This window comes from Streptomyces sp. B8-7, from assembly GCF_058833805.1.
In genome coordinates this window covers 1,702,501-1,722,821 of the sequence record NZ_JBYRRL010000001.1, presented here as the reverse complement: position 1 = coordinate 1,722,821, position 20,321 = coordinate 1,702,501, and the positions used below count along the sequence as shown (strand labels likewise).

At 73.2% G+C, this 20,321-nt stretch carries 15 protein-coding genes and 2 rRNA genes (1 of these 17 running past the window's edge); 4 read left to right on the top strand and 13 right to left on the bottom strand.

Annotated features, from left to right (window positions below):
* Positions 1-144: 144 nt before the first annotated feature.
* The gene (locus tag AC5K6T_RS07205) at positions 145-1,530 is read left to right on the top strand and encodes an FAD-binding oxidoreductase (RefSeq protein ID WP_493206617.1); all 1,386 of its coding nucleotides are present in this window, start codon (positions 145-147) and stop codon (positions 1,528-1,530) included.
* Between the two features lie 88 nt (positions 1,531-1,618).
* Positions 1,619-3,430 carry a PucR family transcriptional regulator gene (locus tag AC5K6T_RS07200; RefSeq protein WP_493206616.1) on the top strand — a complete coding sequence of 604 codons (1,812 nt, stop codon included), beginning with the start codon at positions 1,619-1,621 and terminating at the stop codon, positions 3,428-3,430.
* A 58-nt stretch (positions 3,431-3,488) separates the two neighbouring features.
* On the opposite strand, the gene AC5K6T_RS07195 is transcribed toward AC5K6T_RS07200, so the two are convergent.
* From AC5K6T_RS07195 to AC5K6T_RS07175, 5 genes are all read right to left on the bottom strand, one after another.
* A complete protein-coding gene (locus tag AC5K6T_RS07195) occupies positions 3,489-4,619 on the bottom strand; it encodes a glycosyltransferase family 4 protein (RefSeq protein WP_493206614.1) in 1,131 nt (376 codons plus the stop codon).
* A 734-nt stretch (positions 4,620-5,353) separates the two neighbouring features.
* On the bottom strand, positions 5,354-7,075 hold the full coding sequence (gene recN, locus AC5K6T_RS07190) for a DNA repair protein RecN (protein ID WP_493207397.1): 1,722 nt from the start codon (positions 7,073-7,075) through the stop codon (positions 5,354-5,356).
* Between the two features lie 196 nt (positions 7,076-7,271).
* Positions 7,272-8,177 (bottom strand): NAD kinase, encoded by a 906-nt coding sequence (locus AC5K6T_RS07185; RefSeq protein ID WP_493206612.1) that lies wholly within the window; start codon positions 8,175-8,177, stop codon positions 7,272-7,274.
* Entirely contained in the window at positions 8,174-8,989 is an 816-nt protein-coding gene (locus AC5K6T_RS07180; protein ID WP_493206610.1) for a TlyA family RNA methyltransferase, read from the bottom strand. The genes AC5K6T_RS07185 and AC5K6T_RS07180 overlap by 4 nt, the downstream gene beginning before the upstream one ends.
* 7 nt (positions 8,990-8,996) lie before the next feature.
* Complete coding sequence (locus AC5K6T_RS07175) at positions 8,997-9,455, bottom strand: hypothetical protein (protein ID WP_493206609.1); 459 nt, start codon at positions 9,453-9,455, stop codon at positions 8,997-8,999.
* 42 nt (positions 9,456-9,497) lie between these two features.
* Here AC5K6T_RS07175 and AC5K6T_RS07170 point away from each other — a divergent pair, with 42 nt between their 5' ends.
* Complete coding sequence (locus AC5K6T_RS07170; protein ID WP_493206608.1) at positions 9,498-9,845, top strand: sterol-binding protein; 348 nt, start codon at positions 9,498-9,500, stop codon at positions 9,843-9,845.
* Here AC5K6T_RS07170 and AC5K6T_RS07165 read toward each other — a convergent pair.
* The 4 genes from AC5K6T_RS07165 to AC5K6T_RS07150 all read right to left on the bottom strand — a co-directional run bounded on the left by AC5K6T_RS07165 (position 9,829) and on the right by AC5K6T_RS07150 (position 14,284).
* The gene (locus AC5K6T_RS07165; protein WP_493206607.1) at positions 9,829-10,659 is read right to left on the bottom strand and encodes an ABC transporter ATP-binding protein; all 831 of its coding nucleotides are present in this window, start codon (positions 10,657-10,659) and stop codon (positions 9,829-9,831) included. The two genes, AC5K6T_RS07170 and AC5K6T_RS07165, sit on opposite strands and share 17 nt — an antisense overlap.
* A 160-nt stretch (positions 10,660-10,819) precedes the next feature.
* Positions 10,820-11,881 carry a FecCD family ABC transporter permease gene (locus tag AC5K6T_RS07160; protein WP_493206606.1) on the bottom strand — a complete coding sequence of 354 codons (1,062 nt, stop codon included), beginning with the start codon at positions 11,879-11,881 and terminating at the stop codon, positions 10,820-10,822.
* Positions 11,878-12,921: a FecCD family ABC transporter permease gene (locus AC5K6T_RS07155; protein ID WP_493206605.1), complete on the bottom strand. Its 1,044-nt coding sequence runs from the start codon at positions 12,919-12,921 to the stop codon at positions 11,878-11,880. Before AC5K6T_RS07155 ends, AC5K6T_RS07160 begins: the two co-directional genes overlap by 4 nt.
* A 334-nt stretch (positions 12,922-13,255) precedes the next feature.
* Positions 13,256-14,284, bottom strand: coding sequence for an HAD hydrolase-like protein (locus AC5K6T_RS07150; RefSeq protein ID WP_493206603.1), 1,029 nt, complete (start codon positions 14,282-14,284; stop codon positions 13,256-13,258).
* Positions 14,285-14,356: 72 nt separating this feature from the next.
* Here AC5K6T_RS07150 and AC5K6T_RS07145 point away from each other — a divergent pair, with 72 nt between their 5' ends.
* A complete protein-coding gene (locus AC5K6T_RS07145) occupies positions 14,357-15,640 on the top strand; it encodes a DUF1015 domain-containing protein (protein WP_493206601.1) in 1,284 nt (427 codons plus the stop codon).
* 96 nt (positions 15,641-15,736) lie between these two features.
* Here the strand turns inward: AC5K6T_RS07145 and AC5K6T_RS07140 are convergent, their stop codons facing one another.
* The 4 genes from AC5K6T_RS07140 to AC5K6T_RS07125 form a co-directional block, all read right to left on the bottom strand.
* A complete protein-coding gene (locus AC5K6T_RS07140; RefSeq protein WP_493206600.1) occupies positions 15,737-16,558 on the bottom strand; it encodes a tetratricopeptide repeat protein in 822 nt (273 codons plus the stop codon).
* Positions 16,558-17,817 (bottom strand): hypothetical protein, encoded by a 1,260-nt coding sequence (locus AC5K6T_RS07135; protein WP_493206599.1) that lies wholly within the window; start codon positions 17,815-17,817, stop codon positions 16,558-16,560. The genes AC5K6T_RS07140 and AC5K6T_RS07135 overlap by 1 nt, the downstream gene beginning before the upstream one ends.
* Positions 17,818-18,004: 187 nt before the next feature.
* A 5S ribosomal RNA gene (gene rrf, locus AC5K6T_RS07130) occupies positions 18,005-18,120 on the bottom strand.
* A gap of 96 nt (positions 18,121-18,216) precedes the next feature.
* Positions 18,217-20,321 (bottom strand): 23S ribosomal RNA (locus AC5K6T_RS07125) (it continues 883 nt past the right edge of the window).

The following is a 20,321-nucleotide window of genomic DNA, read 5'->3' as shown; positions in this document are numbered from 1 at the left end:
CCCGCCCGGGAGCCCGCCGCGCCGAAGCCGCCGTCCGGGGCCGGGCGGAGACACCCCGGCCACCCGGCCGCTGAGCGCGACGCGTCCACGGGGCGGGCCTAGGCTGGAATCCACCACTACCCCTTTCTCGGAAAGGGGGCGGCCATGGCTTCCCTCTCGAAGGCGGGTGCGGCCCTCGCCGCGCTGCGCGAGGATCTGTCGGGCGACGTGTTCGCCCCCGGCGACCCGGGCTACGACGAGGCCCGGACGGTGTTCAACGCCATGATCGACCGCCGTCCCGCCGTGATCGCGCAGTGCGAGAACGAGGACGACGTGGTCCGGGCGGTGCGCTTCGGCCGGGAACTCGACCTGAACATCGCCGTGCGCGGCGGCGGACACAGCGTGGCGGGCTCCGCCGTCAACGACGGCGGGCTGGTGGTGGACCTGCGCCGGATGCGCGGGGTCACCGTGCACCCCGGCGCGGAGGCGGTCAGGGTCGCCGGCGGCGCCACGATGAGCGACCTGGACGAGGCCACCACACCGTTCGGCCTGGCCACCACCGGAGGCAGGGTCTCCACCACCGGCGTCGGCGGCTTCGTGCTGGGCGGGGGCAGCGGCTGGCTGGACCGCTGGTGCGGGCTGGCGGTCGACAACCTGCTCGGGGCGGAGCTGGTCACCGCCGACGGCGAGCGCGTCCACGCCAACGCCGACGAGAACCCGGAGCTGTTCTGGGGACTGCACGGCGGCGGAGGCAACTTCGGCGTCGCCACCGCGCTCACGCTCAAGCTGCACGAGCTGCCCGAGTTCTCGATCGCGTTCCTGCTGTACCTCCCGGAACACGGACCCGAGGTGGCCCGCACCTACCGTGAGGTGATCGCCGCCGGACCCGACGAGGCGAGCGGCGGCGTCGTCTACCTCACCGGCCCTCCCGAGGACTTCGTCCCCGAGCATCTCGTCGGCACCCTGCTGTGCGCGATGCTGCTCACCTACGCCGGGCCCGCGGCCGACCTGCGCAAGCTGGCCGAGCCGCTGCTGGCGCTGCCGCACGAGGTGGAGGTCGCGGTCGGGACCATGCCGTACACCGGCGTCCAGTGCATGCTGGACGACCCGCCCGGCTTCCGGAACTACTGGTCCGCGGAGTACCTGACCGGTGTACCGGACCCCTACCTGGACGTCTTCTGCGCCCGCGCGTCCGGCATGCCCGTGCCCACACGGACGATCAACGCCCTGTTCCCGCTGGGCGGCGCGATCGCGGCCGGACCGCACGAGTACCCGGTGCCCTACCGGGACGCCCCCTGGGCCGTCCACCCGTTCGGCATGTGGGAGGACCCGGCGGACGACGAACAGGCGATCCAGTGGGTGCACGACGTACGCACCGACGCCCAGCCCTGGAGCACCGGGGCCACCTATCTGAACTTCATCGGTGCCGAGGGCCCGGAGCGGGTCATCGCCGGCCTGGGCGCCGAGAACTACCGGCGGCTGGAACAGCTGAAGCGGGAGTACGACCCCGACAACGTGTTCCGCTACAACCACAACATCAAGCCCGCCTGACCACCGCCCGCCGCCCGGCGGAGCGCCGGCCACCGCCGCGGGCGCGCGGAGATGCCGCCGGAACGTGCGCACGGGTAGCGTCCGCACCATGGAACGCGGCAGGGACAGCGGCAGGGACAGCGGCACGGGCAACAGCACAGACAGCGGCACCGGGCCCGGCACCGGCGGGAACAGCGGCGCGGACGGCGGACTCGGCGGACAGGGCGCGGGCATCACGGTGCAGCGCGCCCTGGAGCTGCCCGGACTGCGCAGTGGGCTGCCCGAGGTCCTCGCGGGCGCCGACCGGCTGCAGCGCACGGTGCGGTGGGTGCACGCGGGCGAGGTCCCGAACATCGCCTCGCTGCTCAAGGGCGGGGAACTGCTGCTGACCACCGGCTACGGGCTGGGCACCCGCCCGGCCGAGCAGCGCGCGTTCGTGCGGACCCTGGCCGAACGGGGCATCGCCGCCCTCGTCGTCGAACTGGGCCCCCGCTTCTCCCGGTTGCCCGCCACTCTGGTCGACACCGCGCGCGCGGCCGGCCTGCCGCTGGTCCAACTGCACCGCGAGGTGCCGTTCGTGACGGTCACGGAGGAGATCCACACCGAGATCGTCAACGGCCACTACGCCCTGCTGCAACGGGCCGAGGAGGTGCACCGCCGCTGCACCCGGGCCCTGCTCGGCGGCGGCGGGATCCCCCATGTCCTGGGCATCCTCGCCGACTTCGCCGACAACCCGGTGTTCCTGGAGACCGCCGACGGGCGGTTGCTGTACGCGGCCGGCTCCGGCCCCGAGGGCGCCGACCCGCTCCAGGTGTGGGAAGGACTGCGCGCCCAGCACAAGGACAGCCCGCCGGCCGGGTCGGTGCTCGTGGACGTGCCCGGCGGCGGACCCGGCGGCACACCGGTGGGCGGAACCGGTGGCGGACCGGTTGGCGGGCCGGTTGGCGGGCCCGCCGGCGGACCGGTACGGGCCCGGCTGGTGCTGCTGCCGGTGCGCGCGCCGCTCGCACCGGTGCACCGGATCGCCGCCGAACGGGCCGCGGGCATCCTCGCCGTGGTGCTGATGCAGGCCCGCCAGGAGGAGGAGCTGGCCGCACGCGGGCGCGGCGACTTCCTCACCGACCTCGCCGAGGGCCGCATCGAGGCCGACGACGCCCCGGCGCAGGCCCGGGTACTCGGCTTCCGGCCGGGCAGCGGCCCCCTGCTGCCGGTCGTGATGCGGCTGGGCGACGCCCTGTCCGGCGACGGCAGCGCCACCCGCCCCGGCGGCGCCCGGAGCGGCGGCTGGGCGGTGCTGGCCCGCGCGGTCGCGGAGGAGCTGGCCTCGGTGGGGGTGCCGGTCCTGCTGGGCGTACGGCCGGTGGAGGGACGGGTTCCGGTGCTGGTGGGGCTCCGCACGGAGGAGGAGCGGGCCACCGTCGCCGACCGGGTGGCGGCGGCGCTGCGGGCGGGTGTGGAGCGGGCCGGCATGCAGCGTCCCGGTGCCCGGCCGCCGGTGGTGGTGGTCGGGGTGGCGGGCGGCTGGGCCGCCGCCTCGGCGGGCCTGCGGCACGCCGCGGAGACCGCGGCCGCGGCGCACGGCCTCGCGGACCGGCCCTGGTACGACGCCCGGCGGCTGGACATCGACCTGCTGCTGTGGCGGCTGCGCGACCACCCCGACCTGGCCGCGTTCGTGGAGCGCGCCATCGGCCCGGTCCGCGACCACGACCGCCGCTCCAAACCGCCGCTGCTGCCCACCCTGGAGACCTATCTGGCGCACGCGGGCCGCAAGGCGGAGACCGCCCGCGAACTGCACCTGAACCGGCAGACGCTCTACAACCGGCTCGCTCGCATCGGCGAGCTGCTGGGCAGCGACCTCGACGACCCGCAGACGGTGCTGGCGCTGAGCCTGGCCCTGAGGGCCCGGCGGCACGTGGCGTGAGCCCGGCGGGCCCGCCGGGCCGCCCCGCGGGCGGGGGCCCGGGCGCCGGCGGCCGGGGTCAGATCAGCGGCCGCGGCTGCGTCAGCTCGTCGTAGACGCTGAGCACCTGGGCGACCGTGTCGTCCTCCGTCGGCCAGGTCTCCGTCTGCCGCAGGCCCCGCTCCCGCAGCCACGCCCGCCGCTCGGCGTCGGCGAGGAGCCCGGTGACGGCGCGGGCCAGGGCGTCGGCGTCGCCGTACGGCACGAGTTCGGCGGCGTCCCCGACCAGGTCGGGGATGCCGCCCACGGCGGTGGCCACCAGCGGCACGCCCGCGTACAGCGCCTCCTGGGCCAGCACCGAGCGGGACTCCCAGCTGCTGGTCAGCAGCACGAGATCGGCGGCGCCGAGGAGTTCGGCCACGTCGTCGCGCCGGCCGAGCAGCCGCACCGGCAGCTCCTCGTCCTCGATCCGGGACTGGAGCAGGGGCCGCAGCGGGCCCTCGCCGGCGATCGCGGCCAGCGGTACCGGATCCAGCCCGCGCCACGCGCGGGCCGCGTCGAGGAGCACGCGATGGCCCCGGCGGGGTTCCAGCGCACCCACCGCGAGCAGCAGCGGCCGCCCCATGGCGCCGAGTTCGGCACGCACCTTGGGCCGGTGGGACTCGTCGCGCTCGGCGGAGGGGAGCGGTGCGGGCAGCGCGGCCGCGGCCAGCCGGGCGTCCCGGGCGCCCGTGGAGCGGGCCCGGTCCACCAGGTCGGAGGTGGTGCCGAGGACCACGGACGCGGAGCGGACGACCTTGCGCTCCAGCAGCCTCAGCAGAGGGGCGCGTGCCCCCTCGGCGTGGGTGCGCCCGTGCCAGGTGACGACCAGCGGGGTACGCCGTCCGCTGAGCGCGAGCACGGCCCGGAACGAGGCGTGCAGCCCGTGCGCGTGCACCAGGTCGGCGTCCGCGCACGCCGCGCGCAGCGCCGCCACCGACGCGGGGTCGCTGCTGCGCGGCACCGGCACGTGGTCGGCGCCGGCCCCGGTGAAGTCGTAGGTGTGATCCGCCTCGGCAGGGGCGCACACCGTGACGCGCACGCCCCGTGCGGCGAGCCCGGACGTCAGGGAACGCACGTGTGCCCCGCTGCGGGCGTCGCCGCCGCCCAGCACCTGCACGGTGCGCAGCGGGGACTGTCCGGGCACTGAGTGGCTGCTCACGTGGCTCACGTGGCCGGGGCTCCTGGTTCGGGGGCGTACACACGCCAAGGATGCCAGGAGGCACGGGGCTTCCGGGCCCCCCGACGTCGGGTGCCCCGGCACCGGCCCCCGAGAGCCTCACCCACACGGGTGAACCTTCGGCCGGGACCTCCACCCGCGCCGCCTGCGCGCCGCCCGGCACCGGCCGGACCGTCCGGAGCCGGCGGCGCGCCGGACCGGCGCAGCCGGCACCCGTCGGCGGGCCGGTCCGGCGGCCCAGGCCTCGTCCGGGGCGACCGTGCGCCGCCGTGACGCCCGGCATGCTCCCCCACCGTCTCAAGGGCGTGGGCGGGCCCCGCTCGCCGCACCGCCCGAAGACCCTGGTCCGTCCGGTACGAGGGCTTCCGGCCGGCGGTCTCCCGGAACTCGGGCCGGGCATCCCCGACGACCCACCGGAGCACCCACCGGAGGAGCGCCCTGCCGGGCGGGCGTTGTCCGCCGCAGCCCCGGTGGGACGGCCCTCACCCGTTCAAGCAGTCCCAGCCGAGACCTCCATCACCCGTCCACAACCTCCCGGGGCGATACACCTAGGGCGTGTTTCGAAAGTCCCGCCTGCCTGGCGGCGTCTGGCACGCACGCTCGCCGCGTTGTCGGGCTCGCCCCGATACATCCAGTATCGGGGCGACCCTCCGCCTTGCGATCGCACGCACCAGACGCCGCCAGACCTGCCCTTCGGGCAGACGACGCCACTTTCGAAACACGCCCTAGCTCGCGTCGGTGCGGGCCGCCGCGAGCAGTTCCTCTGCGTGGGCGCGGGCGGTGACCGAGTCCTCCTGTCCGGCCAGCATCCGTGACAGCTCCCTGACCCGGTCCTCGCCCTCCAGGACCTTCACGCCGGACCGGGTGACGGACCCGTCGTCGGTCTTCTCCACCAGCAGTTGCCGGTCGGCGAACGCGGCCACCTGCGGCAGGTGCGTGACGACGACGACCTGCGCGGTCCGGGCGAGCCGGGCCAGCCGCCGCCCGATCTCCACCGCGGCCTTGCCGCCGACCCCGGCGTCGACCTCGTCGAAGAGGTAGGTCGGCACCGGGTCGGTGCCCGCGAACACGACCTCCACGGCCAGCATCACGCGGGACAGCTCGCCGCCGGAGGCGCCCTTGGCGATGGGGCGGGCCGGTGCCCCGGGGTGCGGGGCGAGCAGCAGCTCGACCTCGTCGGCGCCGGCCGGCCCGTAGGCGACGGCCCGCCCGCCGACCTCGACACCGTCGGGGTCCTCGGTCTGGCGGACGGCGAAGGACACCCGCGCGTGCGGCATCGCGAGGGAGGCCAGTTCCTCGGTGACGGCGGCCGCGAACCGTTCGGCGGCCTCCGTCCGGGCGTCGGTCAGCGCCTGCGCCAGCGTGCCCAGTTCGACGCGCAGCGCGTCCCGTTCGGCGGTCAGCGCGCCGATCCGCTCGTCGTCGCCGTCCAGCTCGGTCAGCCGTACGGCCGCCTGTTCGGCCCAGGTGAGCACGGTGCCGACGTCCTCGCCGTACTTGCGGGTGAGCGCGGTGAGAGCGGCCCGGCGCTCCTCGACCGCGGCGAGCCGCAGCGGGTCGGCGTCGAGGTCGTCGGCGTACCCGGCGAGCTCCCCCGCCACGTCGGTCAGCAGGATGCCGATCTCCCCGATCCGGTCGGCGAGTGCGGCGAGCGCCGGATCGTGCGACCGGACGGCTTCCAGGGCCCGGTGGGCGCCCGCCACGAGGGTGGCGGCGTCGACGCCCTCGGGGTCCTCGGGGCCGGCCGCGAGGGCGGCGTGCGCGGCCGTCGCGGCGGACGCGAGGGCCTCGGCGTGCCCGAGCCGCTCGGCCTCCTCGGCCAGCTCGGTGTCCTCGCCGGCCCGCGGCTCGACGGCCGCGATCTCGTCGAGCCCGTAGCGCAGCAGGTCGGCCTCCTGGGCGCGTTCGCGGGCGCGGGTGGTGATCTCGTCGAGTTCGGCGGTGACGGCCTGCAGCCGCCGGTGGGCGACGGCGTACCCGGCGAGGGGCACGGCGACCGCGTCACCCGCGTACCGGTCGAGGGCCTGCCGCTGGCGGGACGGCTTCAGCAGGCCCTGCTGGTCGGTCTGTCCGTGGACGGCCACCAGCTCGTCCGCCAGTTCCGCGAGCATGCCCACGGGGACGCTCCGCCCGCCCAGATGGGCCCGGGAGCGTCCCTCCGCGGAAACGGTACGGCTGATGAGCAGCGCACCGTCGTCCAGTTCGGCCCCGGCCTCCTCGGCCCGTACGGCCGCGCCGGCGTCCGCGGTGAGCGCGATGCGCCCCTCGACGACGGCCTTGCCCGCCCCGATCCGTACCAGCGCGGGGTCCGCCCGCCCGCCCAGCAGCAGCCCGAGGCTCGTGACCACCATGGTTTTGCCCGCACCCGTCTCACCGGTGACGGCGGTGAACCCGGGCGACAGCTCGACCACGGCGTCGTCGATGACGCCGAGCGACCGTATCCGCATCTCTTCCAGCACGGTGAAGACCTTACGAGGTCCCGAGCGCCGAGTGCGAGGTGCCCTTGTCACCCGCGGGAGTGTATGGGGCGGCGGCCGGGCCCGGGCCGGACGGGATCACCCGCCGGGCCGCACCACGGTGCCGGCCGCCGCCCACGGCGCGGCGGGCGGGCGACGCCGCGGTGCGGCCCGGCCGGCGCGCGCCTCAGTTCGGTGCCCCGCGCCATCCGGAGACGGGCAGCGCGAACTTGGCGACGAGCCGGTCCGTGAACGAGGCGTGGTGCAGCCGGGCCAGCCGCACCGGGACGGCGCCCCGCCGTACCTCCACCCGCGCCCCCGGGGGAAGTTCCACGGTGCGCCGCCCGTCGCACCACAGCACCCCGGGCGGGATGTGCGGCAGCACCTCCACGGCGAGCACCGAGTCCGGCGAGGTCACCAGCGGCTTGGCGAACAGGGCGTGCGCGGAGATCGGCACCATCAGCAGCGCCTCCACCTCCGGCCACACCACGGGCCCGCCGGCGGAGAACGCGTACGCCGTCGAGCCGGTCGGCGTGGACAGCACGATCCCGTCGCAGCCGAACCCGGTCACCGGCCGGCCGTCGATCTCCAGCACGACCTCCAGCAGCTTCTCGGCGCCCGCCTTCTGCACGGCCGCCTCGTTCAGCGCCCAGTCGGTGTGCACGATGTCGCCGTTGCTGTGCACGACGACGTCGACGGTCATCCGCTCCTCGACCTCGTACGACTTCGTCACCACCCGGTCGACGACCTTGTCGAGGTCGTCGCGCTCGGCCTCGGCGAGGAAGCCGACCCGTCCGAGGTTCACGCCCAGCATGGGCACGCCGGAGGCGCGCGCGAACTCCGCGCCCCGCAGCAGCGTGCCGTCACCGCCGAGGACGATCAGCAGCTCGCACCCGTCCAGGCAGCGCGGTGTGGCCTCCTTGACCAGCTCCACCCGGCCGGGCAGCGGCAGGTCGCGCGCCTCGTCCTCCAGGACCCGCACCCCGATGCCGGACCGCAGCAGGCCCTTGACCACGAGCTCGGCGCTGCGGATGGCGGCCGGCCGCCCGGTGTGGGCGAGCAGGAAAACGGTACGCGCTCGGTTCTGTGTCAATGCGGCCCCTCCGCCACTGCACGGTCAACGTCGGCCGGGTCCAGTGCGGGGGCACCGGCCCGCAGCCACAGAAAGTACTCGACGTTCCCGGACGGGCCGGGCAGCGGACTGGCGGTGACGCCCCGCACGCCGAGTCCCAGCTCCCACGCCTTCCCGGCCACGCCTCGCACGGCCTCCGCCCGCAGCTCGGCACTGCGTACGACACCGCCGCTGCCGAGGCGGTCCTTGCCCACCTCGAACTGCGGCTTGACCATCATCACCAGGTCGGCGTCCGGTCGTACACAGCGCGTCAGGGCGGGCAGCACCAGTCCGAGCGGGATGAAGGACAGATCCCCCACGACCAGATCCACGGGCTCCCCACCGATCGCCTCAAGCGTCAACTCGCGTACGTTCGTACGGTCCTTGACGGTGACGCGTTCATCGCTCCGCAGCGACCAGGCGAGTTGTCCGTAGCCGACGTCGACGGCGACGACGTGCGCCGCGCCGGCCCGCAGCAGCACATCGGTGAAGCCGCCCATGGACGCGCCCGCGTCGAGCGCCCGCCGGCCCTCCACGGCCAGCCCGCGCGGCACGAACGCCGCCAGCGCCCCGGCCAGCTTGTGCCCGCCCCGGGAGACGTACTCGGGGTCGCCGTCGTCGGCCGCGACGACGATCGCCGCCGCGGTCTCCACCTGGGTGGCCGGCTTGGTCGCCACGGCCTTGCCGACACTCACCCGGCCGGCGGCGATCAGCTGGCTGGCGTGTTCGCGCGAGCGCGCCAGCTTCCGGCGGACCAGCTCCGCGTCCAGACGGCGGCGTGCGACTCCTGCCACGTTCGGTTCAGCTCCTGTTGCCATACGTCGGTGAGGGCGCGGCGGCTCCCGGCACCACCGGTGCCGGACGGCCGTGCGCCGGGGGCGCCGGAGGTCCCGGCCGGGTGTCGAGCGCGGTGAGCGCGTCGCGCAGCCCCCGGTGTACATCCTCGTACACCTCCAGATGGCCGTCCGTGGCGAGGTGGTCGGCGTCGGCCAGCCGCTCCAGGTGCCCGTCGACCTCGGCACGGCCGGTGGGGGTGCGCGGCACACCGAGCGGAGCCGGGGCGCAGGGCTCCGCCTCCCGCTCCGGGGCGTCCGGTGGCGGACCGCCCGGGGACGGCACGGGGTGCGACGGCGCACCGGACGGGAGCGTCTCGGGTCGCGGGCCGCCGGGCGGCGGGGCGTCCGGTGTGCGCTCCGGGGCGGCCGGCTGCCCGGCGGCGTCCCGCGCCGGGGCGCCCGGCTCGCGGACTGCGTCGTTCATGCCCCGACGCTACCCCGAACCGCTGGGGTACCGTCGGTGCCGATGGCCACGATCGACGAATGCCGTGCCGCACTGGAGAAGCTCTCGGACGACATGCAGCGCGCCGAGGGCGACGTCGGCGCGGCCGCCGCCCTGGACCGGTCGGTGAGCTGCCACGTCACCGACCTGGACGTCACCTTCGCCGGCCGGATGACCGGGGGCCGCATCCAGGTGCGGGACACCCTGGCGGGGCCGCCGCGGGAGAGGGCCCAGATCCGGCTCGCCCTGACCGGCGACGACCTGGTGGCCCTGGTCGGGGGCGGGCTGCACTTCGCCAGGGCCTGGGGCTCGGGCCGGGTGAGGCTGGAGGCGAGCCTGATGGACCTGTTCCGGCTCAGGAGGCTTCTGTAGCGGCGGCCGGCGCCACCGCGCCCCGCGCCCTGGTCCGGCGCGCGGCCGGCACCACCAGCGGCGTGCCCGTCTCCGGGTCGTCGATGACCTGGCAGCGCAGCCGGAAGACCTCCTCGACGAGCTCGGCCGTGACGACGTCGCGCGGCGCGCCCTCGGCGACCACCCGGCCGTCGCGCAGCGCGATGAGGTGCGTGGCGTACCGGGCCGCGTGGTTGAGGTCGTGCAGCACGGCGACCAGCGTGCGGCCCTGCTCCTCGTGGAGTTCGGCGCACAGGTCGAGGACGTCGAGCTGGTGCTGGATGTCCAGGTAGGTGGTCGGCTCGTCGAGCAGCAGCAGCGGGGTCTGCTGGGCGAGCGCCATGGCGATCCACACGCGCTGCCGCTGCCCGCCGGAGAGTTCGTCGACGTACCGGTCGGCCAGCTCCGCCACCCCGGTCCGCGCCATGGACCGCCGTACGATCCGCTCGTCCTCGGCCGACCACTGGCGCAGGATGCCCTGGTGCGGGTACCGGCCGCGGCCCACCAGGTCGGCGACGGTGATCCCGTCGGGGGCCACGGAGGACTGCGGCAGCAGCCCCAGGGTGCGCGCGACCTTCTTCGCGGGCAGCGACTGGATGGCGTGCCCGTCCAGCAGGACCCGGCCCAGGCTGGGCCTGAGCATCCGTGACAGCGCCCGCAGCAGCGTGGACTTGCCGCACGCGTTCGGTCCGACGATCACGGTGAAGGAGCGGTCGGGGATCGCCACCGACAGCTGCTCGGCGATGACGCGCTGGTCGTAGGCGAGGGTGACGTCCTCGGCGGACAGTCGGCTCACAGTGCTCCTCGGAACGTTCTCGTACGCGGTGTGCGGTGTGTCCGGCCGGCGCGTGCCGTCCGGGGCCGGCTCCTGCCCGTGCCACCCGCGGGTCCGGTGCCGGGTCGCGCGGCGGGCCCGGCCGGCCTGCCGGGGCCGCTCCCGCGGTCCCGCCGGTCCGTCATATCCGGCCCGCCCGCCGCTCGGTGACCAGGAGCCAGAGCAGGTACCCGCCGCCGCCGACCCCGGTGACCACGCCGACGGGCAGCTGGTCGGCGCCGAACAGCCGCTGCACGGTCCAGTCGGCCGTGACCAGCAGGGCCGCGCCCATGGCCAGGGAGGCGACCAGGTTCGGGCCGGGCGACCGGGTCAGGCGCCGGGCCAGCTGCGGTGCGGTGAGCGCGACGAAGGCGATCGGTCCGGCCGCGGCGGTGGCGGACGCGGTGAGCAGCACGGCCGCGGCCAGCAGCACCATGCGCAGCCGTTCGACCCGCACCCCGAGCGCGTGCGCGACGTCGTCGCCCATCTCCGTCATCCGCAGCCCCCGTGCCTGGGTCAGGACGAGCGGCACCAGGACGGCACACAGCCACAGCAGGGGCCACACCTGGTCCCAGCCCCGTCCGCTGAGCGACCCGGTCATCCAGACGACCGCGCGGGAGGCGTCGACGAGGTCCGCCTGCGTCAGCAGATAGCCGTTGACCCCGGTCGCGACGGCCGAGACGCCGATTCCGACCAGGACGAGCCGGTAGCCGTGCACGCCCCGCCTCCAGGCCAGCGCGTAGATGGCCAGGCCGGTCACCAGCCCGCCGACGAGGGCTCCGGCCGCCACCTGGGCGGCGCTCCCGGACAGCAGCACGATCACGGTGAGCGCCCCCGCGGTGGCGCCCTGGCCGAGGCCGAGCACGTCGGGACTGCCGAGCGGGTTGCGGGACACGGCCTGGAACAGCGCGCCGCCCAGGCCGAGCGACGCCCCGACGAGCAGCCCGACCAGGACCCGCGGCAGGCGCAGGTCGTTGACGATGAACTCCTGGCCCGGGTCGCCGTGACCGGCCAGCGTCCTCAGCACGTCGCCCACGGCGATGGGGAAGTCACCGGTGCCGATCAGCAGGACGCCGGCGGTGAGCGCCGCCGCGCACAGGCCGGCGGTGACGAGGAGCGCGCGCACGTCGACGCGGACGGACAGCCCGCCCGGGGTGCGCAGTGCGCGGGTGGTGCCGCGCGGGTTTCTGACCGTGCTGTTCACAGCTGGACCGTCCGCCGCCGTCGTACGAGAAGGATGAAGACCGGGCCGCCGACGACCGCGGTCACGATGCCGACCTGGAGTTCGGCGGGCCGGGCCACGATCCGCCCGGCCACGTCGGCGCCGAGCAGCAGCACGGGCGACAGGACGGCCGCGTACGGCAGGATCCAGCGCAGGTCGGGCCCGGTGAGGGAGCGCACGGCGTGCGGCACCATCAGGCCGACGAACGCGATCGGCCCGCAGGCCGCGGTCGCGGCACCGCACAGGACGGTCGCGGCGAGCATCGACAGGGCGCGTGTGCGCCCGAGGTGGGCGCCCAGCGCCCTGGCCGTGTCGTCGCCCATCGCCATGGCGTTCAGCGGCCGGGCCAGCGCGAGGGCGAGGAGCATGCCGGCCGTCAGGAAGGGCAGGACGCCGAGGATGGTCGCGTCGGTGGCCGCGTTCAGCGAGCCGACGGTCCAGAAGCGCATCGTGCCCAGCGCGGCCTGGTCCGTGATCATCACGGCTTGGACATAGCCGAAGAGCGCGGCGCTCAGCGCGGTGCCGGCGAGCGCGAGCCGTACGGGGGTGGCGCCCCGGCTGCCGCCGAGGAACCACACCAGGGCCCCCACCGCGGCCGCGCCGAGGAAGGCGAACCACACGTGGACGCCCGGGCTCGTGACACCGAGGAAGGTGATCGCGCTGACCACCGCGGCGGACGCCCCGGCGTTGATGCCGAGCAGTCCGGGGTCGGCCAGCGGGTTGCGGGTGAGCGCCTGGAGCACGGCTCCGGCCAGCCCCAGCGCCGCTCCGGCGAGCAGCCCGAGCAGCGTCCGCGACAGGCGCTCGTCCACGACGGCGTCGCCGTAGGTGCCGCCGTCCTGGAACAGACCGTGCCAGACCTGCGCCAGGGACAGGTCCCTCGCCCCGACCGCGACGCTCGCCGCGGCGGCCGCGGCCAGGACGAGGACGGAGACGAGCAGCCCGGCCGGCCGCAGCACACGGCGCCGGGCAGCCGCGGGAGCGGCTTCCGCGGGCGCTTCGGGAGGACGGTCGATCAACACGGAGGTTAGGTTAACCTACCCTCGCTTTCCCGCCGGTGGCCGGTCGTTCACGCCCGGCCGGACCGGCACGCGCCGCCCGCGCCCGGCACGGGCGGCCACGCCCCCCGGAGGCCGGTACGAGCCGCACCTGCGTCCGCCCGCACGGCCGCGCGACGCACGGCCGCACCCGCGCCGGTCCCCGCCGGCGGTGACCGTCGGCGGTCACCGCCGTGCCGGTGGGTGGCGGTCACGGCCGGGCGGCCTCAGCACGGCACGGCCGGCAGGGCGTCCTCGGTGTGACCGCCCGGGCCGGGACGGGGCCACCCCGGCAGCGCTCTCGCGGGCCGGGCGCCCCTCACAGCCCCAGACGCGCCAGCGCCTTCCCCGCGTCCAGCGTGCAGCGCTCCTGCCCGGCCGCCGTCCAGGCCGCCGCGCACAGCGCGCGCAGCCCGTCCACCGCGGCCCCCTCGCCGTCGAGGTCCAGCCGCTCGGCGCCCGCCGACGCGGTCCAGCCTCCGCACCGGAAGCGCTCCCCGGCCGGGCTCACCTCCGGCTGCCCGGTGAGCAGCCCGCGCAGGTCCGCGTCCACGTAGGTCGGCCGGTGCTCCGGCGGCGCCGCCAGCAGCTGTGCCCCGCCGGTCACGCCGGTCAGCACCAGCAGGGAGTCGACGTCCCCGTTGAACGCGCCCTCGATGTCGGTGTCCAGCCGGTCCCCTACCACCAGCGGCCGCCGCGCGCCGGTGCGCAGGACGGTCTCGCGGTGCATGGGAGGCAGCGGCTTGCCCGCCACCTGCGGCTCGGCCCCGGTCGCGATCCGCACCACCTGCACGGCCGCCCCGTTGCCCGGGGCGATCCCGCGCCCGCTCGGGATCGTCAGATCGGTGTTGGACGCGAACCAGGGCACGCCGCGGGCCACCGCGTACGACGCCTCGGCGAACCGCCCCCACGTCAGGTCCGGCCCGCCGTATCCCTGCACCACGGCCGCCGGCTCGTCGTCGGCGCTCTCCACGGGTTCCAGTCCCCGCTCGCGCAGCGCCACCCGCAGTCCCTCGCCGCCGATCACCAGCACCCGCGCACCGGCCGGCACCTGCTCGGCGACCAGCCGTGCCACGGCCTGCGCCGAGGTGATGACGTCGCCCGCGTCCGTGGGTATGCCCAGCTCGGTCAGGTGGCCGGCGACGGCGTCCGGGGTGCGCAGCGCGTTGTTCGTGACGTACGCCAGGTGCATCCCGCCGTCCCGCGCGAGGGCCAGCGACTCGACGGCGTGCGCGACGGCGAGCCCGCCCGCGTACACCACCCCGTCGAGGTCGAGCAGCGCCGTGTCGTACGCCTCGCTCAGGGCCTGCTCGCTGCCCTCTGGCCTGGTCCGGACACCCTGGCTCATTCCGCATCGCTCCTCGTTCGCTCGTTCTCCCCCGATCATCGCGCACACCACCGACACACGTACGATGCCCTGATGAACACTGGAGGTCACTCGGAAGCAAAGGCGCCCCGAGGTCTGGAACTCACCCCGTTCCGAGGCCTGCGCTACGACCCCGACCGGGTCGGCAGCCTGGCCGCGGTGACCTCTCCGCCCTACGACGTGGTGGTACGCCCCGACGGAGTGCACCACCTCCAGGACGCGGACCCGCACAACATCGTCCGGTTGATCCTCCCCCAGGCCGGCACGCCCGGCGCCCGCAACGAGCAGGCCGCCGGCACCCTGCGCCGCTGGCTCGCCGAGGGCGTGCTGACCGCCGACCCCGAACCGGCCCTGTACGTGTACGAGCAGCGCCACTCCGACGGCATGCTGCAGCGCGGCCTGATCGGCGCCCTGCGCGTCTCCGAGCCGACCGAGGGCATCGTGCTCCCGCACGAGGACGTCATGCCCCACCTGGTCGCCGACCGCGCCGCCCTGATGCGGGCGACGTCGGCCAATCTGGAGCCGCTGCTGCTGACCTACCAGGGCCGCGGCTCGGCCGCGGACGTCGTCGACCGTGCCGCGCAGCGGCCTCCGCTGCTCCGTACGACCACCGAGGACGGCTACCGTCACCGTCTGTGGTCGGTCACCGACCCGGCGGACCTGGCCCGTGTCCAGGCCGACCTCGCCGGGCAGCAGGCCCTGATCGCGGACGGCCACCACCGCTGGGCCACGTATCGCAGGCTGCGCGCCGAGCACCCCTCCCCCAGCCCCTGGGACCACGGTCTGGTCCTGCTGGTGGACACCGCCCGCTACCCCCTGCGGGTGCGCGCCATCCACCGCCTCCTGCACGGCCTTCCCGTGTCCGACGCGCTGGCCGCGCTGGAGGGCCGGTTCCGGGTTCGCCCGCTCGCCGTGCCGCTCCGGGACGCGCTGTCCGCCCTGGCGGACGCGGCCTGCGGGGGCAACGCCTTCCTGCTGGCCGGTGACGGTTCCTTCCACCTCGTCGACCGCCCCGACCCGGATCTGCTGGCCCGCACGGTCCCGGCCGACCGGCCCGCCGCCTGGCGCACCCTGGACGCCACGGTCCTGCACGCCACCCTGCTGGAGCACGTGTGGCACGTCCCGGAGGACGACCCCGCCCGCATCGCCTACATCCACGACTCCGCCGCCACGGTGGACAAGGCCGAACGGGACGGCGGTACAGCCGTGCTGATGCACCCGGTGCGCGAGGCCGTGGTCCGCGACCTGGCCCGGCAGGGTGTCACCATGCCCCGCAAGTCGACGTCCTTCGGGCCGAAGCCCGCGTCGGGGCTGGTGCTGCGCGCGCTCGACATCTGAGGATCCGCGGACGGAACGCGGAAGGGCGGGCTCCCGGTCGCGGGAGCCCGCCCTTCCGCTGGGGCCGTCCGGCCCGCCGAGGCTGCCGGCGGGCGGTCAGTCCTCGTCGGCGGCGGGCCGCTCGCCGGCCGCGTCCGCACCGGCCGGACCGCCCGAGGCGTCCTCGGCGGCGAGGTCCCCGCCCGGCGCGCCTCGGTCGTCGGCGTCCGCGCCGTCCCCGCCATCGGCGGGGCTGCCGTCCTCGTGCCCGTCGTGCACGTCGTGCGCTTCGTGTTCGTCGTGCTCGCCGTGCTCGTCGTGCTCGTCGTGCTCGTCGTGCTCGTCGTGCTCGTCGTGCGCTTCGTGTTCGTCGAGCGCGTCGACGAACTCGACGCCGTCCAGCTCCGCCAGCCGGTCCGAGGCGTCCGTGCTGCCGTCCCGGTCGGCCTCCACGGCCTTCGCGAACCACTCCCGCGCCTCGCTCTCACGGCCGGCCGCGAGCAGGGCGTCGCCGTAGGCGTAGCGCAGCCGGGCGGTCCACGGCTGTACGGCGTTGGAGGCGAGTTCGGAGCTCTGCAGCGTCACGATGGCCGCGTCGAGCTGCCCCATGTCACGCCGCGCGCCCGCCGCCACCAGCCGCATCTCGACCTGGCCGGCCCTGTCCAGCTTGTGCACCTCCGGTGCACCGGCCATGTCCAGCGCCTTCTCCGGCCGGCCCAGTCCGCGTTCGCAGTCCGCCATCACGGGCCACAGTTCGACGGTGCCGGTCATCCGCCGCGCGGCCCGGAACTCGGCGAGGGCCTCCGCGTACTTCTGGTTCGCGTACGCGGCGAACCCGGCGGCCTCGCGCACGGCGGCCACGCGCGAGGCGAGCCGCAGTGCCACCCTGGAGTAGCCGTAGGCACCCTCGGGGTCCTCGTCGATGAGCCGCGCGACCATCACCAGGTTCCGCGCGACGTCGTCCGCGAGTGTCTTGGGCAGGCTCTGCAGCTCCTGCCGTACGTCGTTGTCGATCTCCTCGCCGGTGACGTCCTCCGGGATCGGCAGCCGCTTGATCGGCTCGCGGTCGCGGTCCCGGTCACGGTCGTCGCGGAACCGGCCGCCGTCTCGCCGGTCGTCCCCGCCGCGCCCCCGGAACCCTCCGCGGTCACCGCCGGGCCGCCCACCGCGGTCGTCGCGCCGGAAGCCTCCGCCCCGGCCGCCACGGTCGTCCCGGCGGCCGTAGCCGCCGCCCCGGCCGTCGTCACGGCGGAAACCGCCGCGGTCGTCCCGCCGGTCGGTGTCCCGACGCTCCTCACGACGCCCGTAACCCCCACGGTCATCACGCCGGTCATCACGCCGGTCATCGCGGCGGTCATCGCGGCGGTCGTCGCGGCGGAAGCCGCCACGGTCACCGCGGTCACCCCGGTCGTCGCCACGACGGAACGCAGGACGGTCACCACGGTCGTCCCGACGGTCCTCGCGCCGGTCGTCCCGACGGAAGCCACCACGGTCACCGCGGTCACCACGCTCGTCGCGGCGGAAGCCGCCCCGCTCCCGGTCACCCTCGCGCCGGTCGTCCCGGCGGCCGTAGCCGCCGCCCCGGCCGTCGTCACGGCGGAAGCCGCCGCGGTCGTCCCGCCGGTCGGTGTCCCGACGCTCCTCACGACGCCCGTAACCCCCACGGTCGTCACGCCGGTCGTCACGGCGGTCGTCACGGCGGAAGCCGCCACGGTCACCCCGGTCACCCCGGTCGTCGCCACGACGGAACGCAGGACGGTCACCACGGGCATCGCGCCGGTCGTCACGCCGGTCGTCCCGACGGAAGCCACCACGGTCACCGCGGTCACCACGCTCGTCGCGGCGGAAGCCGCCCCGCTCCCGGTCACCCTCGCGCCGGTCGTCCCGGCGGCCGTAGCCACCGCGGTCGTCCCGCTGGTACGGCGGCCGGTACCCGCCGCGATCGCCGTCCCGCCGGTCGTCCCGGCGGCCGTAGCCGCCGCCCCGGCCGTCGTCACGGCGGAAGCCGCCGCGGTCGTCCCGCCGGTCGGTGTCCCGACGCTCCTCACGACGCCCGTAACCCCCACGGTCGTCACGCCGTTCGTCACGGCGGTCGTCACGGCGGTCGTCGCGGCGGAAGCCACCGCGGTCACCGCGGTCACCGCGGTCACCGCGGTCGTCGCCACGACGGAACGCAGGACGGTCACCACGGTCGTCACGGCGGAAGCCGCCGGCGGTGCTGCGCACTTTGTCCGGGGTACGGTTTTGTAGCCCCGGTAAGCGCAGCGCCACCGGGGGAGATATACCCCCTGCGTGACAGGCAGGTATTCTAACCGACTGAACTACCGCTCCACCGAATTCTTTTACAACCACCGGTTTTATGACCGGCTTACTGCTTAATTTGATGCCTGGCAGTTCCCTACTCTCGCATGGGGAGACCCCACACTACCATCGGCGCTACGGCGTTTCACTTCTGAGTTCGGCATGGGGTCAGGTGGGACCACCGCGCTAAGGCCGCCAGGCAAATTCTGTTTTATCAGACCGCTTCTGCGTTCTGATTTAATCTGTATCAGGCTGAAAATCTTCTCGACTCCCCGCCAAAACACCTTCGGCGTTGTAAGGTTAAGCCTCACGGTTCATTAGTACCGGTTAGCTCAACGCATCGCTGCGCTTACACACCCGGCCTATCAACGTCGTCGTCTTCAACGTTCCTTCAGGACTCTCAAGGAGTCAGGGAGAACTCATCTCGGGCAAGTTTCGTGCTTAGATGCTTTCAGCACTTATCTCTTCCGCATTTAGCTACCGGGCAGTGCCATTGGCATGACAACCCGAACACCAGTGATGCGTCCACTCCGGTCCTCTCGTACTAGGAGCAGCCCCCCTCAGTTCTCCAGCGCCCACGGCAGATAGGGACCGAACTGTCTCACGACGTTCTAAACCCAGCTCGCGTACCGCTTTAATGGGCGAACAGCCCAACCCTTGGGACCGACTCCAGCCCCAGGATGCGACGAGCCGACATCGAGGTGCCAAACCATCCCGTCGATATGGACTCTTGGGGAAGATCAGCCTGTTATCCCCGGGGTACCTTTTATCCGTTGAGCGACGGCGCTTCCATTCAGAACCACCGGATCACTATGACCTGCTTTCGCACCTGCTCGCGCCGTCACGCTCGCAGTCAAGCTGGCTTATGCCATTGCACTAACCTCCTGATGTCCGACCAGGATTAGCCAACCTTCGTGCTCCTCCGTTACCCTTTGGGAGGCAACCGCCCCAGTTAAACTACCCATCAGACACTGTCCGCAACCCGGATTACGGGTCAACGTTAGAACATCAAACATTAAAGGGTGGTATTTCAAGGTCGGCTCCATGCAGACTCGGCGTCCACACTTCAAAGCCTCCCACCTATCCTACACATCAAGGCTCAATGTTCAGTGTCAAGCTATAGTAAAGGTTCACGGGGTCTTTCCGTCTTGCCGCGGGTACACTGCATCTTCACAGCGAGTTCAATTTCACTGAGTCTCGGGTGGAGACAGCCTGGCCATCATTACGCCATTCGTGCAGGTCGGAACTTACCCGACAAGGAATTTCGCTACCTTAGGATGGTTATAGTTACCACCGCCGTTTACCGGGGCTTCGATCAAGAGCTTCGCGTTACCGCTAACCCCATCAATTAACCTTCCGGCACCGGGCAGGCGTCACACCGTATACGTCCACTTTCGTGTTTGCACAGTGCTGTGTTTTCTACAAACAGTTGCAGCCAGCTGGTATCTTCGACTGATTTCAGCTCCACAGAGCAAGTCGCTTCACCTACATATCAGCGTGCCTTCTCCCGAAGTTACGGGGGCATTTTGCCGAGTTCCTTCACCCGAGTTCTTCAGTGCTCTGCACTCTCTTACCTGACCACCTGAGTCGGTTTAGGGTACGATTTGATGTTACCTGATGCTTAGAGGCTTTTCCTCAAGCAGGGCATTTGTTGCTTCAGCACCGTAGTGCCTCGTCATCACGCCTCAGCCTTGATTTTCCGGATTTGCCTGGAAAACCAGCCTACACGCTTAAACCGGGACAACCGTCGCCCGGCCAACATAGCCTTCTCCGTCCCCCTTCGCAGTAACACCAAGTACAGGAATATTAACCTGTTTCCCATCGACTACGCCTGTCGGCCTCGCCTTAGGGGTCGACTCACCCTGCCCCGATTAACGTTGGACAGGAACCCTTGGTCTTCCGGCGAGCGGGCTTTTCACCCGCTTTATCGTTACTTATGTCAGCATTCGCACTTCTGATACCTCCAGCATGCCTCACAGCACACCTTCACAGGCTTACAGAACGCTCCCCTACCCAACAACGCATCAGCGTCGCTGCCGCAGCTTCGGTGCATGGTTTAGCCCCGTTACATCTTCCGCGCAGGCCGACTCGACCAGTGAGCTATTACGCACTCTTTCAAGGATGGCTGCTTCTAAGCCAACCTCCTGGTTGTCTGTGCGACTCCACATCGTTTCCCACTTAACCATGACTTTGGGACCTTAGCTGGCGGTCTGGGTTGTTTCCCTCTTCACGACGGACGCTTATCCCCCACAGTCTCACTGCCGCGCTCTCACTTACCGGCATTCGGAGTTTGGCTAAGGTCAGTAACCCGGTAGGGCCCATCGCCTATCCAGTGCTCTACCTCCGGCAAGAAACACACGACGCTGCACCTAAATGCATTTCGGGGAGAACCAGCTATCAC